The following is an 18,373-nucleotide window of genomic DNA, read 5'->3' on the forward strand; positions in this document are numbered from 1 at the left end:
GCACCGCGCGAGAGGGGGCGGACCCGGCCGGGTCCGCCCCCTTCCGCGTGCGGGTGCGCTCAGCCGGTGGCGAGGGCGAAGACGTGCAGGTCGGTGTCGTGCGGCAGGGTCACACTGCGGACGGCCCTGCCGTCCGGGGCGGCCACGGGCTTCGTGGCGAAGACGTAGGTCGCCACCGGGTCCTTGTCCGCGCCCGCGACGTTGCGGTAGGCGGCCTTGGCGACCACCTCGTTGCCGTAGGCGACGGTGCCGCCCCCGCCGCCGACGGTCCAGTCGGTGAAGGCGAGGTCGACGGTGCCGGTGCTGCCGTCGGTGTAGGTGACGGTGGCCTTGGTCTGCTGGTTGCCGTTGACGGCGCTGCCGACGAAGGACAACCGGGCCGCGGGCTCGGCGAGTTCGATGGTCTGGCCGGCGGCCGAGGCGTTGTCCGGGCGGCCGGCGGGCGAGTCGGGCCAGGTGAAGGCGAGGCCGTCCACCGTGCCCCGGCCGCCCGGGGTCAGACCGGCCGCGGCGAGGGCCTGGCGGGAGTAGCTCCAGCCGCCGCCGTCGTAGTCGGCCTCGTCGTGGTCGCCCGCGTCGTCCGAGACGCCGGTGTTGTCGTAGGCGGCCAGCAGGGTGCCCGGGGCGGCGACGGTCAGGGCGACCGGCTGGTCGTAGGAGGTGTCGCCGGAGGTCACCGTGACCTCGGCGTCGTAGAAGCCCTGAGCTGCGTCCTCGGCCGCGGTCAGGGTGATCCGCCGGGCGCCGTCGGTGACGGTGCCCTCGGCGGGCGTGGCGGTGACCCCGGCCGGGGTCTTGACCCGGAAGCGCACCTCGGGTCCGGTGCCGCCGCTCAGCGCCAGCGCGCGGATGCCGATGCTCGTGGCTTCACCCGGCGCGACGGTGGCGGTGGTGGGTCCGACGCCGATCTGGTACGGCTGTTCGCCCTCCCGGAAGGACGGCGGCGGCGAGGACGCGCCCCAGGCGCGGTCCGGGGTGGTGGACAGGGTGTAGTCCAGCCGGCCGCCGTCGCGGACGAAGGAGGCGGGCAGCCAGGGCCGGTCCGCGGCGCGGCCGTTGACCTTGAGGGACCGGACGTACGGGGCGTCGGCCGCCGCGCCGGCGGCGCGCACGGAGATGTCGTTGCCGTGCGGTCGGTCTATCTCCACCCGCTCGAACAGCGGTGAGGCGAGGACCAGTTCGGCGCGGGAGGGCACCTGCGGGTACATGCCGAGCGCGGAGAAGACGTACCAGGACGACATGGCGCCGAGGTCGTCGTTGCCGGGGATGCCGCCGGGCCCGGTCGACCAGAGCTGCCGCATCGCGGCGCGGACGGTCTCCTGCGCCTTGTACGGGGCTCCGGCGTAGTCGTACAGGTAGGGCACGTTGATGGAAGGCTCGTTGTCCAGCTCGGACTTGGCGCCGCCCTTGCCGGTCAGGGCCCAGCTCCCGTCGGCGTCGTGGAAGAAGGCGTCGAGCCGTTCGAGGGCCTTGCCGGTGCCGCCCATCGCGGCGAACAGCCCGGCCGGGTCGTGCTGGACCATCCAGGTGTACTGCGCGGCCGAGCCCTCCACGAAGCCGTTGCCCGTGTCGGGGGTGAAGCCCGTCACCCAGCTGCCGTCGGCCTTGCGGTTGGCGATGTAGCCGCCGTCCTGGCCGGCGGCGAGGTTGAAGTTGTTCTGCCACCACTGGGCCCGGCGGGCGAAGGTCCTCGCCGTGTCCTTCTCCCCTGCCGCCGCGGCCAGCTGGGCGAGGGAGAAGTCGGCGGTGGACATCTCCAGGGTCTCGGCGGCGCCGCCCCAGGCGTTGGAGACGCTCGGCATGTAGTGCAGCTTCAGGTACTTGTCGAGCGAGGGGCGCTGGCCCACCGACAGCACCGGCTTGCCGGCCGCCGACAGGTCCTGCGCCGTGGGCACGGTCGCCGCCTTCACCAGTGACTTCAGCGCGCCCTTGAGGTCGAAGCCGGTGCCGCCGAAGGCGCGGATGCCGGCCAGGGCGGTCGGCGCGGGGTCGCCGTTCATGACGTGAGTGCCGCTCGCGCCGTGCAGCCAGCGGTCCCAGACGCCGCCGTTCTGCCGGGCCAGCTCGTACAGCGACTGGGCGATGTCGGAACCCGTGTCCGGGTCCAGCAGGGTCAGCAGCTGCACCTGGTCGCGGTAGACGTCCCAGCCGGAGAAGGTGCCGTACTGGGCGCGGTGACCGCGGCGGGTGCGGTGCACCTCGCCGTCCGCGCCCCGGTAGCGGCCGTCGGCGTCGCTGATGACGTTGGGGTGCAGCAGGGAGTGGTAGAGGGCGGTGTAGAAGGTGGTCCGCTCCGCGTCCGTGCCGCCGCCGACCCGGACGGCGGCGAGGCGGTCCCGCCAGGCGCCGCGGGCCGCGCCGGCGACCGCGTCGAAGGACCGTTTCCGCGGGTTCTCCGCCTCGAGGTTGGCCTCCGCGGCCGCCCGGCTCACGTAGGAGATGCCGACCTTGACGTTCACCGGGCCGCTGCCGGGCGCGAACTCGACGTAGCCGCCGGCGCCCTTGCCCGCGACCGGCCGGCCGCCGTGCGAGAAGCCGCCGGTGCCGCCGCCGGCCTTGGTGGAGCCGGCCTGGAGCTTGTCGTCCTGCCAGGTTCCGGTGGTCTTGAAGGCGCGGTCGAAGCGGGCGGTGAAGTACAGCGTGTAGTAGGAGCGCCGGCCCTCCGGGTCGAGGTAGCCGCAGAAGTCGCCGGAGGTGACGGAGCCGGAGACGGTGCGGGTCGCCGGGTCGATGCTGACCGAGGAGTCCTCCGACCCCAGCTCGGAGTTGGCGGTGCGCACGAGCAGCGAGGCGGGCTTGTCCGCCGGGTAGGTGAAGCGGGCCGAGCCGGTGCGGGCGGTCGCCGTGAGGTCGGCGGTGACGCCGGAGGCGAGGCCCACCTTGTAGTGCCCGGGCTCGGCGTGCTCGTCGGAGTGCCGGAAGTCCGAGGCGTACACGGCGTCCTTGGTGTCGCTCGCCGGGGAGGAGGTGACCTCGCCCGCGTACGGGAAGAACGGGATGTCGCCGCTGCCGCCCGCGCAGCCGGTGCCGGACATGTGGGTCAGGCTGAAGCCCCGGATGCGGGTGGCGTCGTACTGGTAGCCGCCGGGCGCGGCGGTGCGGGTGGCGTCGTCTCTGGTGTTCTCCGGGCTCCAGGAGAGCATGCCGAACGGCACCACGGCGCCCGGGAAGACGTTGCCGCCGTTCCTGGTGCCGATCAGCGGATCGACGTACGGGGTCGGGTCCTTGACGAGTTCGGGTGGTGCTGCGGTCGCCGCGAGGGCGGGGGTGGCCCCGCCGGTCGCGAGGACCGCGGCCAGCAGCAGGGACGTGGGACGGAAACGCATGACGCGGCCCTTCCTCGGGATGGAGGGGTCGCGCACCACAGGTCGCACAAGCCGCAGGGACAGTAACGCGCGCCACCGGTACCGCGGAAGACCGCGTGCGCCGACCGGGCCCGCGCCTGCGCCGCCCGGCCGGGCTGCCCCAAGTGGGTTGACATCGTTGTCCGTTGGCACGGTAGAGTCATGTACGGACCATAAGACAACGTTGTCGCGCTCCACTCGGTCGTGGCCGGGCCCGCGGGCCCGGCCACCACAAGCCAGCACCACCCGGACAGGGACCGAACCCCCCTCACCTGCCCGGCTCGCGGACCCGGTGCGTCACCCCACCGGGTCCGCCCAGAGCGGCTCAGCCGACCCGGCAGGGAAGGCTGCCGGAGTCGTCACCGCCGGAGCCCTGGACCACGTAGCCGAACGTCGTGCTCCGGCCGGGGCTCAGCGAGCCGTTCCAGCCGGCGTTGTGCACCATGACGTCCTGTCCCGTGTAGGTGGCGTCGCCGTTCCAGAGGCTGGCCACCGACTGGCCGGCGGGCAGGGTCCAGTCGACCATCCAGCCGAGCATCGGCACGCTCCCACTGTTGGTCACGGTCACCTCGGACTGGTACCCGCCGGACCAGGTGCCGGTGGTCCGGCGGGTGGCGGTGCAGGCGCCGGGCGGGGGCTCGCCGGGGGCGCCCGGGTCGTGGACGCCGGTGACCTCCCCGTTGCCGCCGTCGAAGACGACGTCGGAGCAGGAGTAGAAGGTCTCGGCGCTGTCCGAGCGCTGCCACACCATGTAGACGATGTGCCGGCCGGTCTTGCCCGACGGCAGCCTGCCCGACCAGGAGTAGTCGGCGTCGACCGTGCCCGGGGTGCCGTTCAGCGGCGGGTGGTCGACGGTGAGGAACGGCTGGTCCTCCATCTCGGACCAGGTGAGCGGCTTGGCCGGGTCGTAGCCGTCCTTGGTGACGTACACGTAGAACCAGCCCGGGTGGGCGGCCCAGGCGTTGTAGGAGAAGTCGACCGTGGCGCCGGCGGTCAGATGGGTCACCGGCCAGTCGTCGCGGGCCAGGTCGAACCCGGTGAAGTTGGGGTTCCCGCCGCTGCAGAGCTGCCCGTCCGGCACGAAGCCGCGGGTGCGGCCCGCGCCGTCCGAGCGCAGGACGGAGAACCAGTTGTAGAAGGGGGTCGTGCCGCCGGCCTGCTGGGCCGCCTTGCAGGCCGGGTTCACCGCCTTGATCTCACCGGTGCCGGTGAGCGCGTCGCGCCAGCACAGGAAGGTGCGGCTGCCCGGCTTCATGGGGGTGCCGTGGGCCGCGGCCGGTACGCCGGCGGCGAGCATCAGGCCGAGGGCGGGGATGGTGGTCAGCAGGGCCAGGAGGACCAGGAACAGGCCCTGGCCCCGGGTGGGGTGCGGTAATCGCGGGCGCCCGGTGCGGCCGGGCGCGCTGGCTGTCGCAGACATGACACATACACCTCCGACTGGGTCCGCGGGCGCGCGGACGGGAGCGGGACGGGGCGGGCAGGAGCGGACGGAGCGTGCGCGAGCGGGCGGAGCGGATGGAGCCGAGCGGAGTGGGAGCGGACCCGGCCCGGCCGAGACGGGTTCCGGTCCGCCGGGGCCGCGCGTTGATGGGAGCGCTCCCACCCCTGACTCGTGAAGTTAGCGCGCACGGCACCCGCTGTAAACGCCTGCCGCGACACCTGTGACACGGCGCTGATGGGAGGGGCGGGGCGCAGGGGGCCGCCGGGACGTGGGGGCCCACAGCTCGGAACGGACGTAGCCACCGCCAATCACCCAGTGCTAGAAATATCGCATGTCGGACCATTTCGGCCGATTCAGGCGCGTGTCTTGGCGCTCCATGGTCGGCAAGAGCCCACGCAGCGTCGCCGGACAGGTCTTCCTCCTGCAGGCGGCCCTCGTGATCCTCCTCGTCGTCTGTGCCGTCTTCGCCCTGGTACTGCAGTCGGAGCGGGACACCACCGCGGAGGCCAAGCGCCGGTCCATAGCCGTCGCGCAGACCTTCGCCCACGCGCCGGGCGTCCAGCAGGCGCTGGACAGCCCCGATCCCTCGAAGGTCCTGCAGCCCCTCACCGAGGCGGGGCGCAAGGCCGCGGGTGTCGACTTCATCGTGGTCATGGACACCAAGGGCATCCGCTACACCCATCCGATCCCGAGCCGCATCGGCAAACGGTTCGTGGGCCGGATCGGCCCCTCGCTGGCCGGCCGGGTCTACACCGAGAGCGTGCACGGCCCGCTGGGCCACGAGGTGCAGGCGACGGTGCCGGTCCGTGACACCGGCGGCAAGGTGACCGGCCTGGTCTCCGCCGGTCTGAAGGTCAAGAACGTCACCAGCGAGGTCGACCGGCAGCTCCCGATCATCCTGGGCGCCGGGGCCGGCGCGCTCGTGCTGTCGACCGGCGGGACGGCCCTGGTGGGCCGGCGGCTGCGGCGGCAGACCCACAGCCTTGCCCCGGACGAGATGACCCGTATGTACGAGCACCACGACACGGTGCTGCACTCGGTGCGCGAGGGCGTGCTCATCGTCGGCCCCGACGGCCGGCTGGTGCTGGCCAACGACGAGGCCAGGCGGCTGCTGGAGCTGCCCCCGCAGGCCGAGGGACGCCATGTGCGGGAGCTGTCCCATCTGGAGCCCGAGACGGTGGAGCTGCTCGGCTCCGGACGCGAGGCCAGCGACGAGGTGCACTTCGCCGGCGGGCGGCTGCTCGTGGTCAACCAGCGGCCCACCGACGGCGCGGGCGCGTGCGGCGGGACCGTGGTGACGCTGCGCGACTCCACCGAGCTCCAGGCGGTCTCCGGCCGGGCCGAGGTCGCGAGGGAGCGGCTGGAGCTGCTGTACGACGCGGGCCTGTGCATCGGGACCAGCCTGGACGTGGTCCGCACCGCCGACGAGCTGGCCGCGGTCGCCGTCCCCCGGTTCGCCGACTTCGTCACCGTGGACCTGGCCGACAACGTGCTGCACGGCGAGGAGCCGGCCCCCACCGCGACGGACATCCGGCGGGTCGCCGTGCACGGCATCCGGGAGGACCACCCGCTCTACGAGAAGGGCCGGCTGATCGACTTCCTGCCCGTCACCCCGCAGGCGCGCGGTTACGGCGCCGGCCGCTCCGAGCTGGTGCCCAGCCTGTCGACCGCCGAGGACTGGCAGGCCCAGGACCCCTCGCGCACCCGGCGAATACTGGAGTACGGCATCCACTCGCTCATCGCCGCCCCGATCCAGGCGCGCGGTGTCGTCCTGGGCATGGCCAACTTCTACCGCTCCAAACAGGAGCCGTTCGACGAGGAGGAGCTGTCGCTGGCGGACGAGCTGGTGGCGCGGGCGGCGGTCAGCATCGACAACGCCCGCCGGTACACCCGCGAGCACGCCCTCGCGGTCACCCTGCAGCGCAGCCTGCTGCCGCGGGCGCTGCCCGAGCAGAGCGCCCTCGACGTCGCCTACCGCTACCTCCCGGCGCAGTCCGGCGTGAGCGGGGACTGGTTCGACGTGATCCCGCTCCCCGGGGGCCGGGTGGCGCTGGCCGTGGGCGACGTGGTCGGGCACGGCCTGCACGCGGCCGCGACGATGGGCCGGCTGCGGACCGCGGTGCACAACTTCTCCACCCTCGACCTGCCGCCGGACGAGCTGCTCAGCCATCTGGACGACCTGGTCGGCCGCATCGACCAGGACGAGGCGCGCGCCGAGGCGGCCGCGGAGATCGTCGGCGCCACCTGTCTGTACGCGATCTACGACCCGGTGACCCGCCGCTGCGTCATGGCGCGGGCCGGGCACCTGGCGCCCGCGCTGGCCTACCCCGACGGCCGGGTCACCTTCCCCGACGTGCCGGCCGGGCCGCCGCTGGGCCTGGGCGGCATGCCGTTCAGGACGGCCGAGCTGGAGCTGCCCGAGGGCAGCCGGCTGGTCCTCTACACCGACGGGCTCATCGAGGACCGCAGGCGCGACCTGGACGTGGGCATGGAGCTGCTGCGCCTGGCGCTGTCCGGCCATCCGGGGCGCTCACCGGAGGAGAGCTGCCAGGCGGTGCTGGACGAGCTGCTGCCCGAGCGCCCCAAGGACGACGTGGCCCTGCTGATCGCACGCACCCGGGCGCTGCCGCCGGAGAACGTCGCCGACTGGGACGTGCCGCGGGACCCGGCGGCCGTGTCGGGGATGCGCGGCGCCGTGTCCGCCAAGCTGGAGGAGTGGGGCCTGTCGGAGCTGGGCTTCGGCATGGAGCTGGTCCTCAGCGAGCTGATCACCAACGCCATCCGCTACGGCTCGGACCCGATCCACGTGCGGCTGATCCGGGACCGGGTGCTGATCTGCGAGGTGGCCGACGGCAGCAGCACCTCGCCGCACCTGCGGTACGCGGCGACCACCGACGAGGGCGGCCGTGGCCTGTTCCTGGTCTCCCAGATGACCGAGCGCTGGGGCACCCGGTACACGCCCCAGGGCAAGGTGATCTGGGCCGAGGTGGCGCTGCCGGACCTCTCGGCGCTGCTCGGGGAGTGAGCGCGGACGGCGCGAGGGCCGCACCCCCGGTGCCGGGGGTGCGGCCCTCGTCCGCTCTGTGCCGTGCCGCTTACTTGCGGATCAGGCTGCGCAGCACGTACTGCATGATGCCGCCGTTGCGGTAGTAGTCGGCCTCACCGGGGGTGTCGATGCGGACGACCGCGTCGAACTCCACGCCCGTGTCGGTGGTGACCTTGACCGTGCGCGGGGTGGTGCCGTCGTTGAGCTCCTCGACGCCGGTGAAGGAGAAGGTCTCCTCGCCGGTCAGACCGAGGGACTCGGCGGACTGGCCCTCGGGGAACTGCAGCGGCAGGACGCCCATGCCGATCAGGTTCGAGCGGTGGATGCGCTCGTAGGACTCGGCGATGACGGCCTTGACGCCGAGCAGCGCGGTGCCCTTGGCGGCCCAGTCGCGGGACGAGCCGGAGCCGTACTCCTTGCCGGCCAGGACGACCAGCGGGATGCCCTGCTCGATGTAGTTGCGGGAGGCGTCGTAGATGAACGCCACCGGCGCGTCGGCCTGGGTGAAGTCGCGGGTGTAGCCGCCCTCGGTGCCCGGCGCGATCTGGTTGCGCAGGCGGATGTTGGCGAACGTGCCGCGGATCATGACCTCGTGGTTGCCTCGGCGCGAGCCGTAGGAGTTGAAGTCACGACGCTCCACACCGTGCTCGGTGAGGTACTGGCCGGCCGGGGTGTCGGCCTTGATGGCGCCGGCCGGGGAGATGTGGTCGGTGGTGACCGAGTCGCCCAGCTTGGCGAGCACGCGGGCGCCGGTGATGTCCGCGACCGGGGCCGGCTCCATGCCCATGCCCTCGAAGTACGGGGGCTTGCGGACGTAGGTGGACTCCGCGTCCCACTCGAAGGTGTTGCCGGTCGGGACCGGCAGGGACTGCCACTGGGCGTCGCCCGCGAAGACGTCGCTGTAGGACTTGGAGAACATGTCCTCGCCGATGGCGTTGGCGACGACGTCGTTGACCTCGGCCTCGGAGGGCCAGATGTCCTTCAGGAAGACCGGGTTGCCGTCGGTGTCGGTGCCCAGCGCCTCACGGGTGATGTCCACCTTCATGGAGCCGGCGAGGGCGTAGGCGACGACCAGCGGCGGGGACGCCAGGTAGTTCATCTTGACGTCGGGGTTGATGCGGCCCTCGAAGTTCCGGTTGCCGGAGAGGACCGAGGTGACGGCGAGGTCGTGGTCGTTGACGGCCTTGGAGACCTCCTCCGGCAGCGGGCCGGAGTTGCCGATGCAGGTGGTGCAGCCGTAGCCGACCAGGTTGAAGCCGACCTTGTCGAGGTAGGGGGTCAGGCCCGCCTTCTCGAAGTAGTCGGTGACGACCTTGGAGCCCGGGGCGAGGGTGGTCTTGACCCACGGCTTGCGGGTCAGGCCCTTCTCGACCGCCTTCTTGGCCACCAGGGCGGCGGCGACCATGACGTACGGGTTGGAGGTGTTGGTGCAGGAGGTGATGGCCGCGACCGTCACCGCGCCGTGGTCCAGCTCGTAGCTGGTGCCGTCGGGGGCGGTCACCCGGACCGGGTTCGACGGGACGGAACCGGTGCCCTGGCCGTGCTGCGGGGCGCCGGCGCCGTTCTCCTCGTGGCCGTAGGCCGGGGCGTCGGAGGCCGGGAAGGACTCGGCGCTCGCCTCGTCGACCACGGAGGCCGCGGCGGCCGGCGTCTGGGCGACGGGGGCCTCGACGTAGTTGAGGACGTCCTTGGCGAACTGCTGGGCGGCCTCGGCCAGGACGATGCGGTCCTGCGGGCGCTTCGGGCCGGCGATGGACGGCACCACGGTGGACAGGTCCAGCTCGAGCTTCTCGGAGAAGTCCGGCTCGGCCTTCGGGTCCAGCCAGAGGCCCTGCTCCTTGGCGTACGCCTCGACGAGCGCGACCTGCTGGTCGCTGCGGCCGGTCAGGCGCAGGTAGTTCAGGGTCTCGTCGTCGATCGGGAAGATCGCGGCGGTGGAGCCGAACTCCGGCGACATGTTGCCGATGGTGGCGCGGTTGGCCAGGGAGGTGGCGGAGACGCCCTCGCCGTAGAACTCGACGAACTTGCCGACCACACCGTGCTTGCGCAGCATCTCGGTGATGGTGAGCACGAGGTCGGTGGCGGTGGTGCCGGGCTGCAGCTCACCGGTGAGCTTGAAGCCGACGACGCGCGGGATGAGCATGGAGACCGGCTGGCCGAGCATGGCGGCCTCGGCCTCGATGCCGCCGACGCCCCAGCCGAGCACGCCGAGGCCGTTGACCATCGTGGTGTGCGAGTCGGTGCCGACCAGCGTGTCGGGGTACGCCTGGCCGCCGCGGACCATGACGGTGCGGGCCAGGTGCTCGATGTTCACCTGGTGCACGATGCCGGTGCCCGGCGGGACGACCTTGAACTCGTCGAAGGCGGTCTGGCCCCAGCGCAGGAACTGGTAGCGCTCCTTGTTGCGGCCGTACTCCAGCTCGACGTTCTGCTTGAAGGCGTCGTTGGTGCCGAACTTGTCGGCGATGACGGAGTGGTCGATGACCAGCTCGGCCGGCGCCAGCGGGTTGATCTTCGCCGGGTCGCCGCCCAGCTCCTTCACGGCCTCACGCATGGTGGCGAGGTCCACGACGCAGGGGACGCCGGTGAAGTCCTGCATGATCACGCGGGCCGGCGTGAACTGGATCTCCTGGGAGGGCTGGGCCTGGGAGTCCCAGCCGCCGAGGGCGCGGATGTGGTCGGCGGTGATGTTCGCGCCGTCCTCCGTGCGGAGCAGGTTCTCCAGCAGGACCTTGAGGCTGTACGGCAGGCGAGCGGAGCCCTCCACCTTGTCCAGCCGGAAGATCTCGTACGACTCGTCGCCCACCTGCAGCGTGCTGCGGGCGTCGAAGCTGTTCGCCGACACGACAGTCTCCTTCATTGATGTGCGCGTACCACCGTCAATCGTGCCGCCACGCGGGCTCGGCCGATCCAGTGAGGTCAGGCTAAGTTAGGCAAGCCTTACCCGGGTGCCGACTACGGTGCGCCTCGGCAGATATCTCGATGTCGAGATAACTCTAGTACATGGGGGCCGACTGGTCATGTCCGGCCGCACCCGCTCCCGCCGTTTTCCGGTGGCGTCCGCCACAGCACGGCACTCCGGCACCGGGCGGACCGGCGCACACCGGACACCCCCGCACCCGTCCGCGGCCGTACGCCATCTCCGCGCGGTTACGGGGTATCCGGGGTTGAGCGGCCCGGCCCGCGACTCACCGAAGGAGGCATCCATGCCGCTCACGTTCCGCAAGAGCTTCCGGATCCTGCCCGGGGTGCGGCTGAACATCAACCGGCACTCCTGGTCCATCACCACCGGCGGCAAGAACGGCCCGCGACACACCCACAGCAGCACCGGACGACGTACGACATCAGTGGATTTGCCTGGACCTTTCGGGTGGCGCCGCACCCGTACGACCAGGGACCATTGACGGAGCATCACCCGAACGGACCCCCCGAGAGGCGCCATCTCATATCTGAGATAACCTCAGCCTCATGGCAGACGACTACCTCGTACGCATCGGCAAGCTCATCCGTGACGCCCGGCAGCACCGTGGCTGGACACAGGCACAGCTCGCGGAGGCGCTCGGCACCAGCCAGAGCGCCGTCAACCGCATCGAGCGCGGGAACCAGAACATCAGCCTTGAGATGATCGCCCGCATCGGTGAGGCGCTGGACAGCGAGATCGTGTCGCTGGGCTACGCGGGTCCGATGCATCTGCGGGTGGTCGGCGGCCGCCGGCTGTCCGGCGCCATCGACGTCAAGACCAGCAAGAACGCCTGCGTGGCACTGCTGTGCGCCTCACTGCTGAACAAGGGGCGCACGGTGCTGCGCCGGGTGGCCCGGATCGAGGAGGTGTACCGCCTGCTGGAGGTGCTCAACTCCATCGGCGTGCGCACCCGCTGGATCAACGACGGCGTCGACCTCGAACTCGTCCCGCCGGCCGAACTGGAGATGGCGGCGATCGACGCCGAGGCGGCCGTCCGCACCCGCTCCATCATCATGTTCCTCGGCCCGCTGCTGCACCGCATGGACCGCTTCAAGCTGCCGTACGCCGGCGGCTGCGACCTCGGCACGCGGACCATCGAGCCGCACATGATCGCGCTGCGCCGGTTCGGCCTGGACGTCGCGGCCACCGAGGGCCAGTACCACGCCCAGGTGGACCGCGCCGTCCGGCCCGGCCGCCCGATCGTCCTGACCGAGCGCGGCGACACGGTGACCGAGAACGCGCTGCTGGCCGCCGCCCGGCACGACGGCGTGACGGTCATCCGCAACGCCTCCTCCAACTACATGGTGCAGGACCTGTGCTTCTTCCTCGAGGCGCTGGGCGTCAAGGTGGAGGGCATCGGCACCACCACGCTGACCGTGCACGGCGTGCCGAACATCGACGTGGACGTCGACTACTCCCCCTCCGAGGACCCGGTCGAGGCGATGAGCCTGCTGGCCGCCGCCGTGGTGACCGAGTCGGAACTGACGGTGCGCCGGGTGCCGATCGAGTTCCTGGAGATCGAGCTCGCGGTCCTGGAGGAGATGGGCCTCGACCACGACCGGTCGCCGGAGTACTGCGCCGACAACGGCCGGACCCGCCTGGTCGACCTCACCGTCCGCCCCTCCAAGCTCGAAGCCCCGATCGACAAGATCCACCCCATGCCCTTCCCGGGCCTGAACATCGACAACGTCCCCTTCTTCGCGGCCATCGCGGCGGTGGCCTCGGGCCAGACCCTGATCCACGACTGGGTCTACGACAACCGCGCGATCTACCTGACCGACCTCAACCGCCTTGGCGGCCGCCTGCAGTTGCTGGACCCGCACCGCGTCCTGGTCGAGGGCCCGACCCGCTGGCGGGCCGCCGAGATGATGTGCCCGCCGGCCCTGCGCCCCGCGGTCGTCGTCCTGCTCGCGATGATGGCGGCCGAGGGCACCTCGGTCCTGCGCAACGTGTACGTCATCAACCGGGGTTACGAGGACCTGGCGGAGCGGCTGAACTCGGTCGGGGCGCAGATCGAGATCTTCCGGGACATCTGAGGAACGACTGCCGCCGCACCCTATGTGACCTGCACGAATGCGGGGCTGGAAGGGGTGCGGCGGCGCCTCTGGGACTTCTCTGTGCGTTCAGCCGGCCGCACGGGTGCCCCGTCCGGGGGCGTCCGCGTCCTCCCCTGCCGCCCGCGCGCCCGGCCCTTCGGCGTCCGTGTCCGCCGCGGCCGGTCCGGCGCCGGCGGCCTCCGGCCCGGGCACCACGGCCAGGCCGCGCCGCGAACTCCGGGCGCGGATCAGGTTCAGCACCGGTCCCGTCATGGCGGTGGTCACCAGCGCCATCACGACCATCATGGAGTACAACGGGCCGTCCAGCAGGCCGAGTTCGAGGCCCACCCCGAGGACGACCAGCTCGGTCAGGCCACGGGTGTTCATCAGCGCGGCCAGGGTGCCCGAACTCTCGGCGGGCAGTCCCTGCGAGCGGGCGCCGAGGTAGGTGCCGCCGAACTTGCCCACGACGGCGACGAGAAGGACGGCGGCGAGTTCGGTGAGCCCTTTCAGGCCCAGGCCGCGCAGGTCGACCTTGAGGCCGGCGACCACGAAGTAGACGGGGAGCAGCAGCGAGGTGATCTCACCGGTGCGCTCGTAGATCTCCTCGCGCGGCGCCCGCGTGCCCTCGCGCGGCATCAGCGCGCCGAACAGGAAGGCGCCGAAGATGTAGTGCAGCCCCATCATCTCGGTCGCCACGGCGGACAGGAAGATGCCGACCATCACCACGGCCATGCCGGTCGGGGTGACGGAGCCGGAGCCGTCGTGGGTGAGGACCCGGCGCACCAGGGGCCGTACGGCCAGCAGGAGCAGGGTGAACGGGATGAGCAGGGAGACCTGCCAGTAGTCGTCGGCGCCGCCGACCGCCGCCTGCACACCGGCCAGCGCCGTCCAGGCGAAGACGTCGACGACCGCCGCGGTGGCCAGCGCGAGGCCGCCGATCGCCAGGCGGGACATGCCCCGGCTGACCAGGATGCGCGCGAGGACGGGGAAGGCGGTCACCGAGACGGACAGGCCGACGAACACCACGAAGGCGGCGTGCTGCTGGGTCGGGTGGTGGCGCAGCAGGAAGAAGGCGAGCGGGATGCCGAGGGCGAACGGCACCAGGGTGGAGCCGACGGCAGCGCCGAGGGTGGCCCGCACCCGGCCGCGCAGGAAGCGGTGTTCCACCTCGAGACCGACGACGAACATGAACACCGCCACGCCGATGTCGGCCAGTGCGCCCAGCAGCGGCCGCACGTCGGCGGGGACGAGGCGGTCGGTGAACGCGGTGCCGAACAGCGTGGGGCCCATGAGGACGCCGGCCAGGATCTCGCCGACCACGGGCGGCTGGCCGATGCGGCCGGCCAGGGCGCCCAGGCCGCGGGCGAGCAGCACGATCAACCCGAGGTCCAGGAACAGGAATTGCACTTGGTGACTGGTCATGACCGGCACGTCCTCGATTGGCTGGCGTCGGTGAGCGGGGGTGGCGGAGCGCCGCCCGCGCGATGGAGCACGGTCGCACGACGGTCGGTGGGGTTCGGGGGCTGACCGCGTGGCCACCGGCTCACGTGGCGCCTCGCCCTCATGCGGCGGCGCGTCCCCGGTACGGGACAGGAGCGCGGCCTCGGTACGGACAGGCGCGGGCGGTGGGCGAACCCGGCACGCCGGCCACCCCGTCCGGCGGCCGTGCGGCGGTTCCGCGCGGGGGAACGACGTCCCCTGTCGGCGTCCACATCATGGCGGCCGGGCCACCGGCCTGTCATCGCCCAGATTGCTCGGCCGGCCGGCGTCCAGCGGCCGGAATCTGACGGCCGGAAACAGGCGCGGCACCCCGCCGGCCGCCCTTCCGCGCAGGCGTGTTACCGGTTGCTCCGAGGCGTACTCATGTGCGAAGCTCAAACCGTCGTGACAGATTGCAACGGGGGGGGTTGCCACATGTTCAAGGTTGAACTCAGGCGCCTGCAAACCAGAGTTCGGCACGCCGGGCCGTCCGGCCGGTTCCACTGATTCGCCGCTCATTCCTCCGCCCCGTCTCCCGGCCGGAGTTCCCGCACCACCGCCCGGCGAAAGCGTAACGCCCCGGCGTATTCGGCTGACGGCGCGGCCCTGCGCGCGGCCGCCTTTCCCGCCCCGGACCGGAGGGCCGCTCACCACCGCCCGAGCCGCACGGCCGGCGGGCCCCGGTACGGGGTGTGCGACGAGTACGCGCGGAGCCTCGGCCGCCCGGTGATCTGGCCGGGCGAGCGTGACCCTGCCTTCGCACGGGTGCGTTCCGGCGCCGTCGTCACACGATCGCGCGGGACGGCGCGGACCCCATGACGGCCACACACCCACGCCGTACCGTCGTCGACCAGATCAGGGAGTGCCCGGACAATGGAGCGTCTCACCCGCCGTGCCGTCGCGACCATTCGGGAGAACTACCACGAGCCATTGGCACTGGACGACCTGGCCCGTTCGGTGATGATGAGCAAGTTTCATTTCATCAGGGTTTTCCAGCGCACGACGGGTGTGACGCCGGGCCGCTTTCTGAGCGCCGTACGGCTGCACGAGGCGAAGTCCCTTTTGATACACAGCTCCCTGAATGTGGCCGAGATTTCCGCACGGGTGGGATACAGCAGCGCCAGCACTTTCTCCCGGCGTTTCACGGCCGCCGTCGGCCTCTCCCCCACCCGGTTCCGGCGGGCCGGCCGGTGCGACACGCTGGAGGGTCCGCGGATCACTCCCGCTCCGGCCGGGAGCGGCGCCCTCGGGTCCGTGGCGGGGACGGTCCGCACACCGGAGCGATCCCGGTACCCGGTCTGCCTCGGCCTGTTCGACGGCCCCATCCTCCAGGGGCAGCCGGTGGCCTGGACGACGCTCGACCGGGCGGAGGCGTTCGAGCTGCGGAGCGTTCCGCCGGGCGCCTGGCACCTGCACGCGGTGACGCCCGGCGCCCGGGCGACGGGCGACCAGTGGGGCGACTCCCCCCTGCTCGTGGGCACGGTCGGCCCCCTGCACGTGGACGCCGGCGTCCGCACCCGGGCCGACGTGACGCTGCGGCGGGAGGACTGGACCCGTCCGCCGGTCCTGCTGGCCCTCCCCGGCTTCGGCTCGCGGCCCGCCGCGGCGTGACGACGCTCCCGGCGCCGGTGAACGCGCCCCTCGGCGTCGGGGGTGTGATCTACGAGCAGCGCCGCACCACGGTCGCGCCCGGCGCCCTCGTGCTGTACACGGACGGCCGCGGTCTGCTGCTGGTCCGCGCGCTCACCGACGACTGGGGCGTACGGCCCGCCGACGAGGGCAGGACGACCTGGTTCAGCCTGGAGCTGTGAGGCCGGCCCACGTTCCGGCGGCCCGCCGGGATGAACGGGGCGGCCGTCGCTGTTGTGTCCGTGGGTGGTCGACGGCGTCCCGAACCGGGACGTACAGTACCCCTAGGGGTATTTTGGAGGAGTGATCGTGGAACTGGATCTCGCTGGCGCGGAGCTCAAGGCCGTGCTGAACCGTCTGCGCCGCGCGCAGGGACAGATCACGGGCGTGATCCGGATGATCGAGGAGGGCCGGGACTGCGAGGAGGTCGTCACCCAGCTCGCCGCCGCGTCCCGGGCCCTCGACCGGGCCGGTTTCGCGATCATCGCCACCGGCCTGCAACAGTGCATCACGGACATGGAGGCGGGGCGCAAGGACGGCGAGGACCCCGAGCAGATGCGGTCCCGGCTGGAGAAGCTCTTCCTGTCGCTGGCCTGACCGGCGCCGGGCGGAACCCCGTGCGGGACGCCGGGGCTCCGCGCGTCGCCGCCCGTACGCCTGGCCCGCCCCCGTCCCCGGCGCCGGGGTCGGGCCCACGGACGGCCGCGTCGCACGGCCCCCCGGCACCGGACAGCTGAGGGACCCTCCGCTCCCGCCCGTGGCCTAGGCCGCGGGCGCGCCGGCCCGGTCGCGCCAGGGGATCCAGGTGGCCGACAGGGTGACGATCAGGGCCGACGCCGCGACCGTGGCCATGCCGAGGGTCAGCCCGGCCGCGCCCGCGACGAAGCCGATCAGCGCGGGCCCGGCCAGCAGGCCGGTCGTGCCCATCGCGGCGACCAGGGACAGCGCGTTCGAGCCGTGCCCGGCGGCGGCCACGTACACGCACGGGGTGACCGCGGCCGCGCCCAGGCCGACGCAGGCGAAGCCGAGCAGGGTGGGCACGATCCCGCCGGCGGTCAGCGCGAGGGCCAGGCCGAGGCCGGCCACGGCGCTGCCGGTGCGCACCACGCGGGCGTCGCCCCAGCGGTCGCGCCAGCGGTCCGCGCGCACCCGGGCCAGCAGCATCATGGCCGAGACGACGGCGATGCCCAGCGGGGCCACCGCGGGCGAGGCCCTGACGACGTCCTTCAGGTAGAGCGTGGACCAGTCGTTCATGGCGCCCTCGGTGATGGTGCCGAACGCCATCGCGCAGCCCATGAGCAGCGTCTTCCCGGACGGTGCGGCGAGGCGGGCCCGCTTCCTCGGGGGCTCGGGACCGGGGTCGGTGTGCGGCGGCAGGCCGCGGCGCGCGGCGGCGAGCAGCAGGAGCAGCAGCGCCGCCGCCACCGCGAAGTGGGCCGGGACGGACGGGGTGAGGGCGGTGACGCCGGAGGCCAGGAGCGCGGCGGCGAGTAGGCCCGCGCTGAAGGTGGCGTGGAGCTGGGACATGGCGGTGCGGCCGTGGGCCGTCTCCAGGGCCGCGCCCTGCGCGTTCATCGCGACGTTCAGGCAGCCGACGGCGACACCGTCGGCGCAGACGACCAGCAGCGCCAGCGGGTAGTCCGGCACCACCGACAGGGCGGCCAGCAGCGCGACGAGCGCCAGCGCGGAGGCGAGGGACAGGCGCCGGGAGCCGAGCCTGCGCATCAGGTGGGCGACCAGCGGGAAGGAGGCCGCCGCGCCCGCGCCGCAGGCCATCAGCAGCAGCCCCACCTCGCCGGCGCCCAGGTCCAGCCGCGCCTTGAGCGCGGGGAGCCGGGCGGCCCAGGTGGCGTACTGCAGGCCGAGGAAGCAGAACAGCGCGGCGATGGACCACTTGGCGCGGCGGAAGCCGGAGTTCTCCATCAGCCGGCCCTCCGGTGCGCGCCGGCCGCCACCCGCGCGGACATGTACACCGCGTCGTCGCCGTAGCCGGCGGGCAGCCGTGCCTCGGGGTGCGGCCGGTAGCCGTTGGCCCGCCAGAAGGCCTCCTTGCCGGCCACCGCGATCAGCGAGATGGTGCGGTGGCCGCGCGCGCCCGCCGCGTGGGTCAGGTGGCGCACCAGACGGCTGCCCAGTCCCCTGCGGCGCAGGGGCGCGCCGATCACGAGGTCGTGCAGGTGGAGGTTGGGCGACCGGTGGGCGGTCCGCTCCGGCCGGGTCAGGTCCGGGCAGCCGAACATCGGGTAGGGCAGGGCCAGTACGTAGCCCGCGACCCGGCCGTCGAGGTCGAGCACGAAGCTGGTGCCCGCCGAGGCGCGCGAGCGCAGGCCGGCCTCCCCCTCGGTGAGCGGGGTGCCGGCGTACGCGCCGGCCTCCAGGGCGGCGACCTGGGGCCAGTCGACCTCGGTGATGCCCCGTATCACGTCCGTCATG

General features: G+C 72.6%; 12 protein-coding genes. 6 read left to right on the forward strand and 6 right to left on the reverse strand.

The annotated features are described in order from the left end of the window. Window positions 1-59: 59 nt before the first annotated feature. Both TNCT1_RS11355 and TNCT1_RS11360 read right to left on the reverse strand, forming a co-directional pair. Complete coding sequence (locus TNCT1_RS11355; RefSeq protein WP_143630745.1) at window positions 60-3,326, reverse strand: GH92 family glycosyl hydrolase; 3,267 nt, start codon at window positions 3,324-3,326, stop codon at window positions 60-62. 343 nt (window positions 3,327-3,669) lie between these two features. Beyond that, window positions 3,670-4,764 carry a lytic polysaccharide monooxygenase gene (locus TNCT1_RS11360; protein ID WP_143630746.1) on the reverse strand — a complete coding sequence of 365 codons (1,095 nt, stop codon included), beginning with the start codon at window positions 4,762-4,764 and terminating at the stop codon, window positions 3,670-3,672. A 397-nt stretch (window positions 4,765-5,161) separates the two neighbouring features. Between TNCT1_RS11360 and TNCT1_RS11365 the strand changes: the two genes are divergently transcribed. After that, window positions 5,162-7,810, forward strand: a complete 2,649-nt coding sequence (locus TNCT1_RS11365) for a SpoIIE family protein phosphatase (RefSeq protein WP_143630854.1) — start codon at window positions 5,162-5,164, stop codon at window positions 7,808-7,810. Window positions 7,811-7,880: 70 nt separating this feature from the next. Here TNCT1_RS11365 and TNCT1_RS11370 read toward each other — a convergent pair whose 3' ends face one another. Continuing rightward, entirely contained in the window at window positions 7,881-10,676 is a 2,796-nt protein-coding gene (locus tag TNCT1_RS11370) for an aconitate hydratase (protein WP_143630747.1), read from the reverse strand. A gap of 361 nt (window positions 10,677-11,037) precedes the next feature. Here TNCT1_RS11370 and TNCT1_RS11375 point away from each other — a divergent pair, with 361 nt between their 5' ends. Together TNCT1_RS11375 and TNCT1_RS11380 are read left to right on the forward strand one after the other, a co-directional pair. Then, window positions 11,038-11,235: a DUF4236 domain-containing protein gene (locus tag TNCT1_RS11375; protein WP_143630748.1), complete on the forward strand. Its 198-nt coding sequence runs from the start codon at window positions 11,038-11,040 to the stop codon at window positions 11,233-11,235. Window positions 11,236-11,299: 64 nt separating this feature from the next. After that, window positions 11,300-12,829: a UDP-N-acetylglucosamine 1-carboxyvinyltransferase gene (locus TNCT1_RS11380; protein ID WP_143630749.1), complete on the forward strand. Its 1,530-nt coding sequence runs from the start codon at window positions 11,300-11,302 to the stop codon at window positions 12,827-12,829. A gap of 87 nt (window positions 12,830-12,916) precedes the next feature. Here TNCT1_RS11380 and TNCT1_RS11385 read toward each other — a convergent pair whose 3' ends face one another. Continuing rightward, a complete protein-coding gene (locus TNCT1_RS11385; protein ID WP_143630750.1) occupies window positions 12,917-14,254 on the reverse strand; it encodes a cation:proton antiporter in 1,338 nt (445 codons plus the stop codon). A 930-nt stretch (window positions 14,255-15,184) separates the two neighbouring features. On the opposite strand from TNCT1_RS11385, the gene TNCT1_RS11390 reads away from it, so the two are divergent. The 3 genes from TNCT1_RS11390 to TNCT1_RS11400 all read left to right on the forward strand — a co-directional run bounded on the left by TNCT1_RS11390 (window position 15,185) and on the right by TNCT1_RS11400 (window position 16,537). After that, window positions 15,185-15,922: a helix-turn-helix domain-containing protein gene (locus tag TNCT1_RS11390; protein ID WP_143630751.1), complete on the forward strand. Its 738-nt coding sequence runs from the start codon at window positions 15,185-15,187 to the stop codon at window positions 15,920-15,922. A 17-nt stretch (window positions 15,923-15,939) separates the two neighbouring features. Further along, a complete protein-coding gene (locus tag TNCT1_RS36240) occupies window positions 15,940-16,122 on the forward strand; it encodes an ATP-binding protein (protein WP_235902522.1) in 183 nt (60 codons plus the stop codon). Between the two features lie 127 nt (window positions 16,123-16,249). Further along, a complete protein-coding gene (locus TNCT1_RS11400) occupies window positions 16,250-16,537 on the forward strand; it encodes a metal-sensitive transcriptional regulator (RefSeq protein ID WP_143630752.1) in 288 nt (95 codons plus the stop codon). Between the two features lie 165 nt (window positions 16,538-16,702). Here TNCT1_RS11400 and TNCT1_RS11405 read toward each other — a convergent pair whose 3' ends face one another. Next, window positions 16,703-17,863, reverse strand: a complete 1,161-nt coding sequence (locus tag TNCT1_RS11405) for an MFS transporter (protein WP_143630753.1) — start codon at window positions 17,861-17,863, stop codon at window positions 16,703-16,705. Continuing rightward, window positions 17,863-18,372 carry a GNAT family N-acetyltransferase gene (locus TNCT1_RS11410; RefSeq protein WP_143630754.1) on the reverse strand — a complete coding sequence of 170 codons (510 nt, stop codon included), beginning with the start codon at window positions 18,370-18,372 and terminating at the stop codon, window positions 17,863-17,865. The genes TNCT1_RS11405 and TNCT1_RS11410 overlap by 1 nt, the downstream gene beginning before the upstream one ends. Window position 18,373 lies beyond the last annotated feature (1 nt).

It is taken from the genome of Streptomyces sp. 1-11 (assembly GCF_007176755.1).
In the GTDB taxonomy this organism is placed as follows: Bacteria; Actinomycetota; Actinomycetes; order Streptomycetales; family Streptomycetaceae; genus Streptomyces.

Excerpts from the sequence above, each read along its gene's own strand:
- TNCT1_RS11355 (WP_143630745.1), bottom strand. The coding sequence starts at position 3,326 with ATGCGTTTCCGTCCCACGTCCCTGCTGCTGGCCGCGGTCCTCGCGACC.
- TNCT1_RS11360 (WP_143630746.1), bottom strand. The coding sequence starts at position 4,764 with ATGTCTGCGACAGCCAGCGCGCCCGGCCGCACCGGGCGCCCGCGATTA.
- TNCT1_RS11365 (WP_143630854.1), top strand. The coding sequence starts at position 5,162 with ATGGTCGGCAAGAGCCCACGCAGCGTCGCCGGACAGGTCTTCCTCCTG.
- TNCT1_RS11375 (WP_143630748.1), top strand. The coding sequence starts at position 11,038 with ATGCCGCTCACGTTCCGCAAGAGCTTCCGGATCCTGCCCGGGGTGCGG.
- TNCT1_RS11380 (WP_143630749.1), top strand. The coding sequence starts at position 11,300 with ATGGCAGACGACTACCTCGTACGCATCGGCAAGCTCATCCGTGACGCC.
- TNCT1_RS11385 (WP_143630750.1), bottom strand. The coding sequence starts at position 14,254 with ATGACCAGTCACCAAGTGCAATTCCTGTTCCTGGACCTCGGGTTGATC.
- TNCT1_RS11390 (WP_143630751.1), top strand. The coding sequence starts at position 15,185 with ATGGAGCGTCTCACCCGCCGTGCCGTCGCGACCATTCGGGAGAACTAC.
- TNCT1_RS11405 (WP_143630753.1), bottom strand. The coding sequence starts at position 17,863 with ATGGAGAACTCCGGCTTCCGCCGCGCCAAGTGGTCCATCGCCGCGCTG.
- TNCT1_RS11410 (WP_143630754.1), bottom strand. The coding sequence starts at position 18,372 with ATGACGGACGTGATACGGGGCATCACCGAGGTCGACTGGCCCCAGGTC.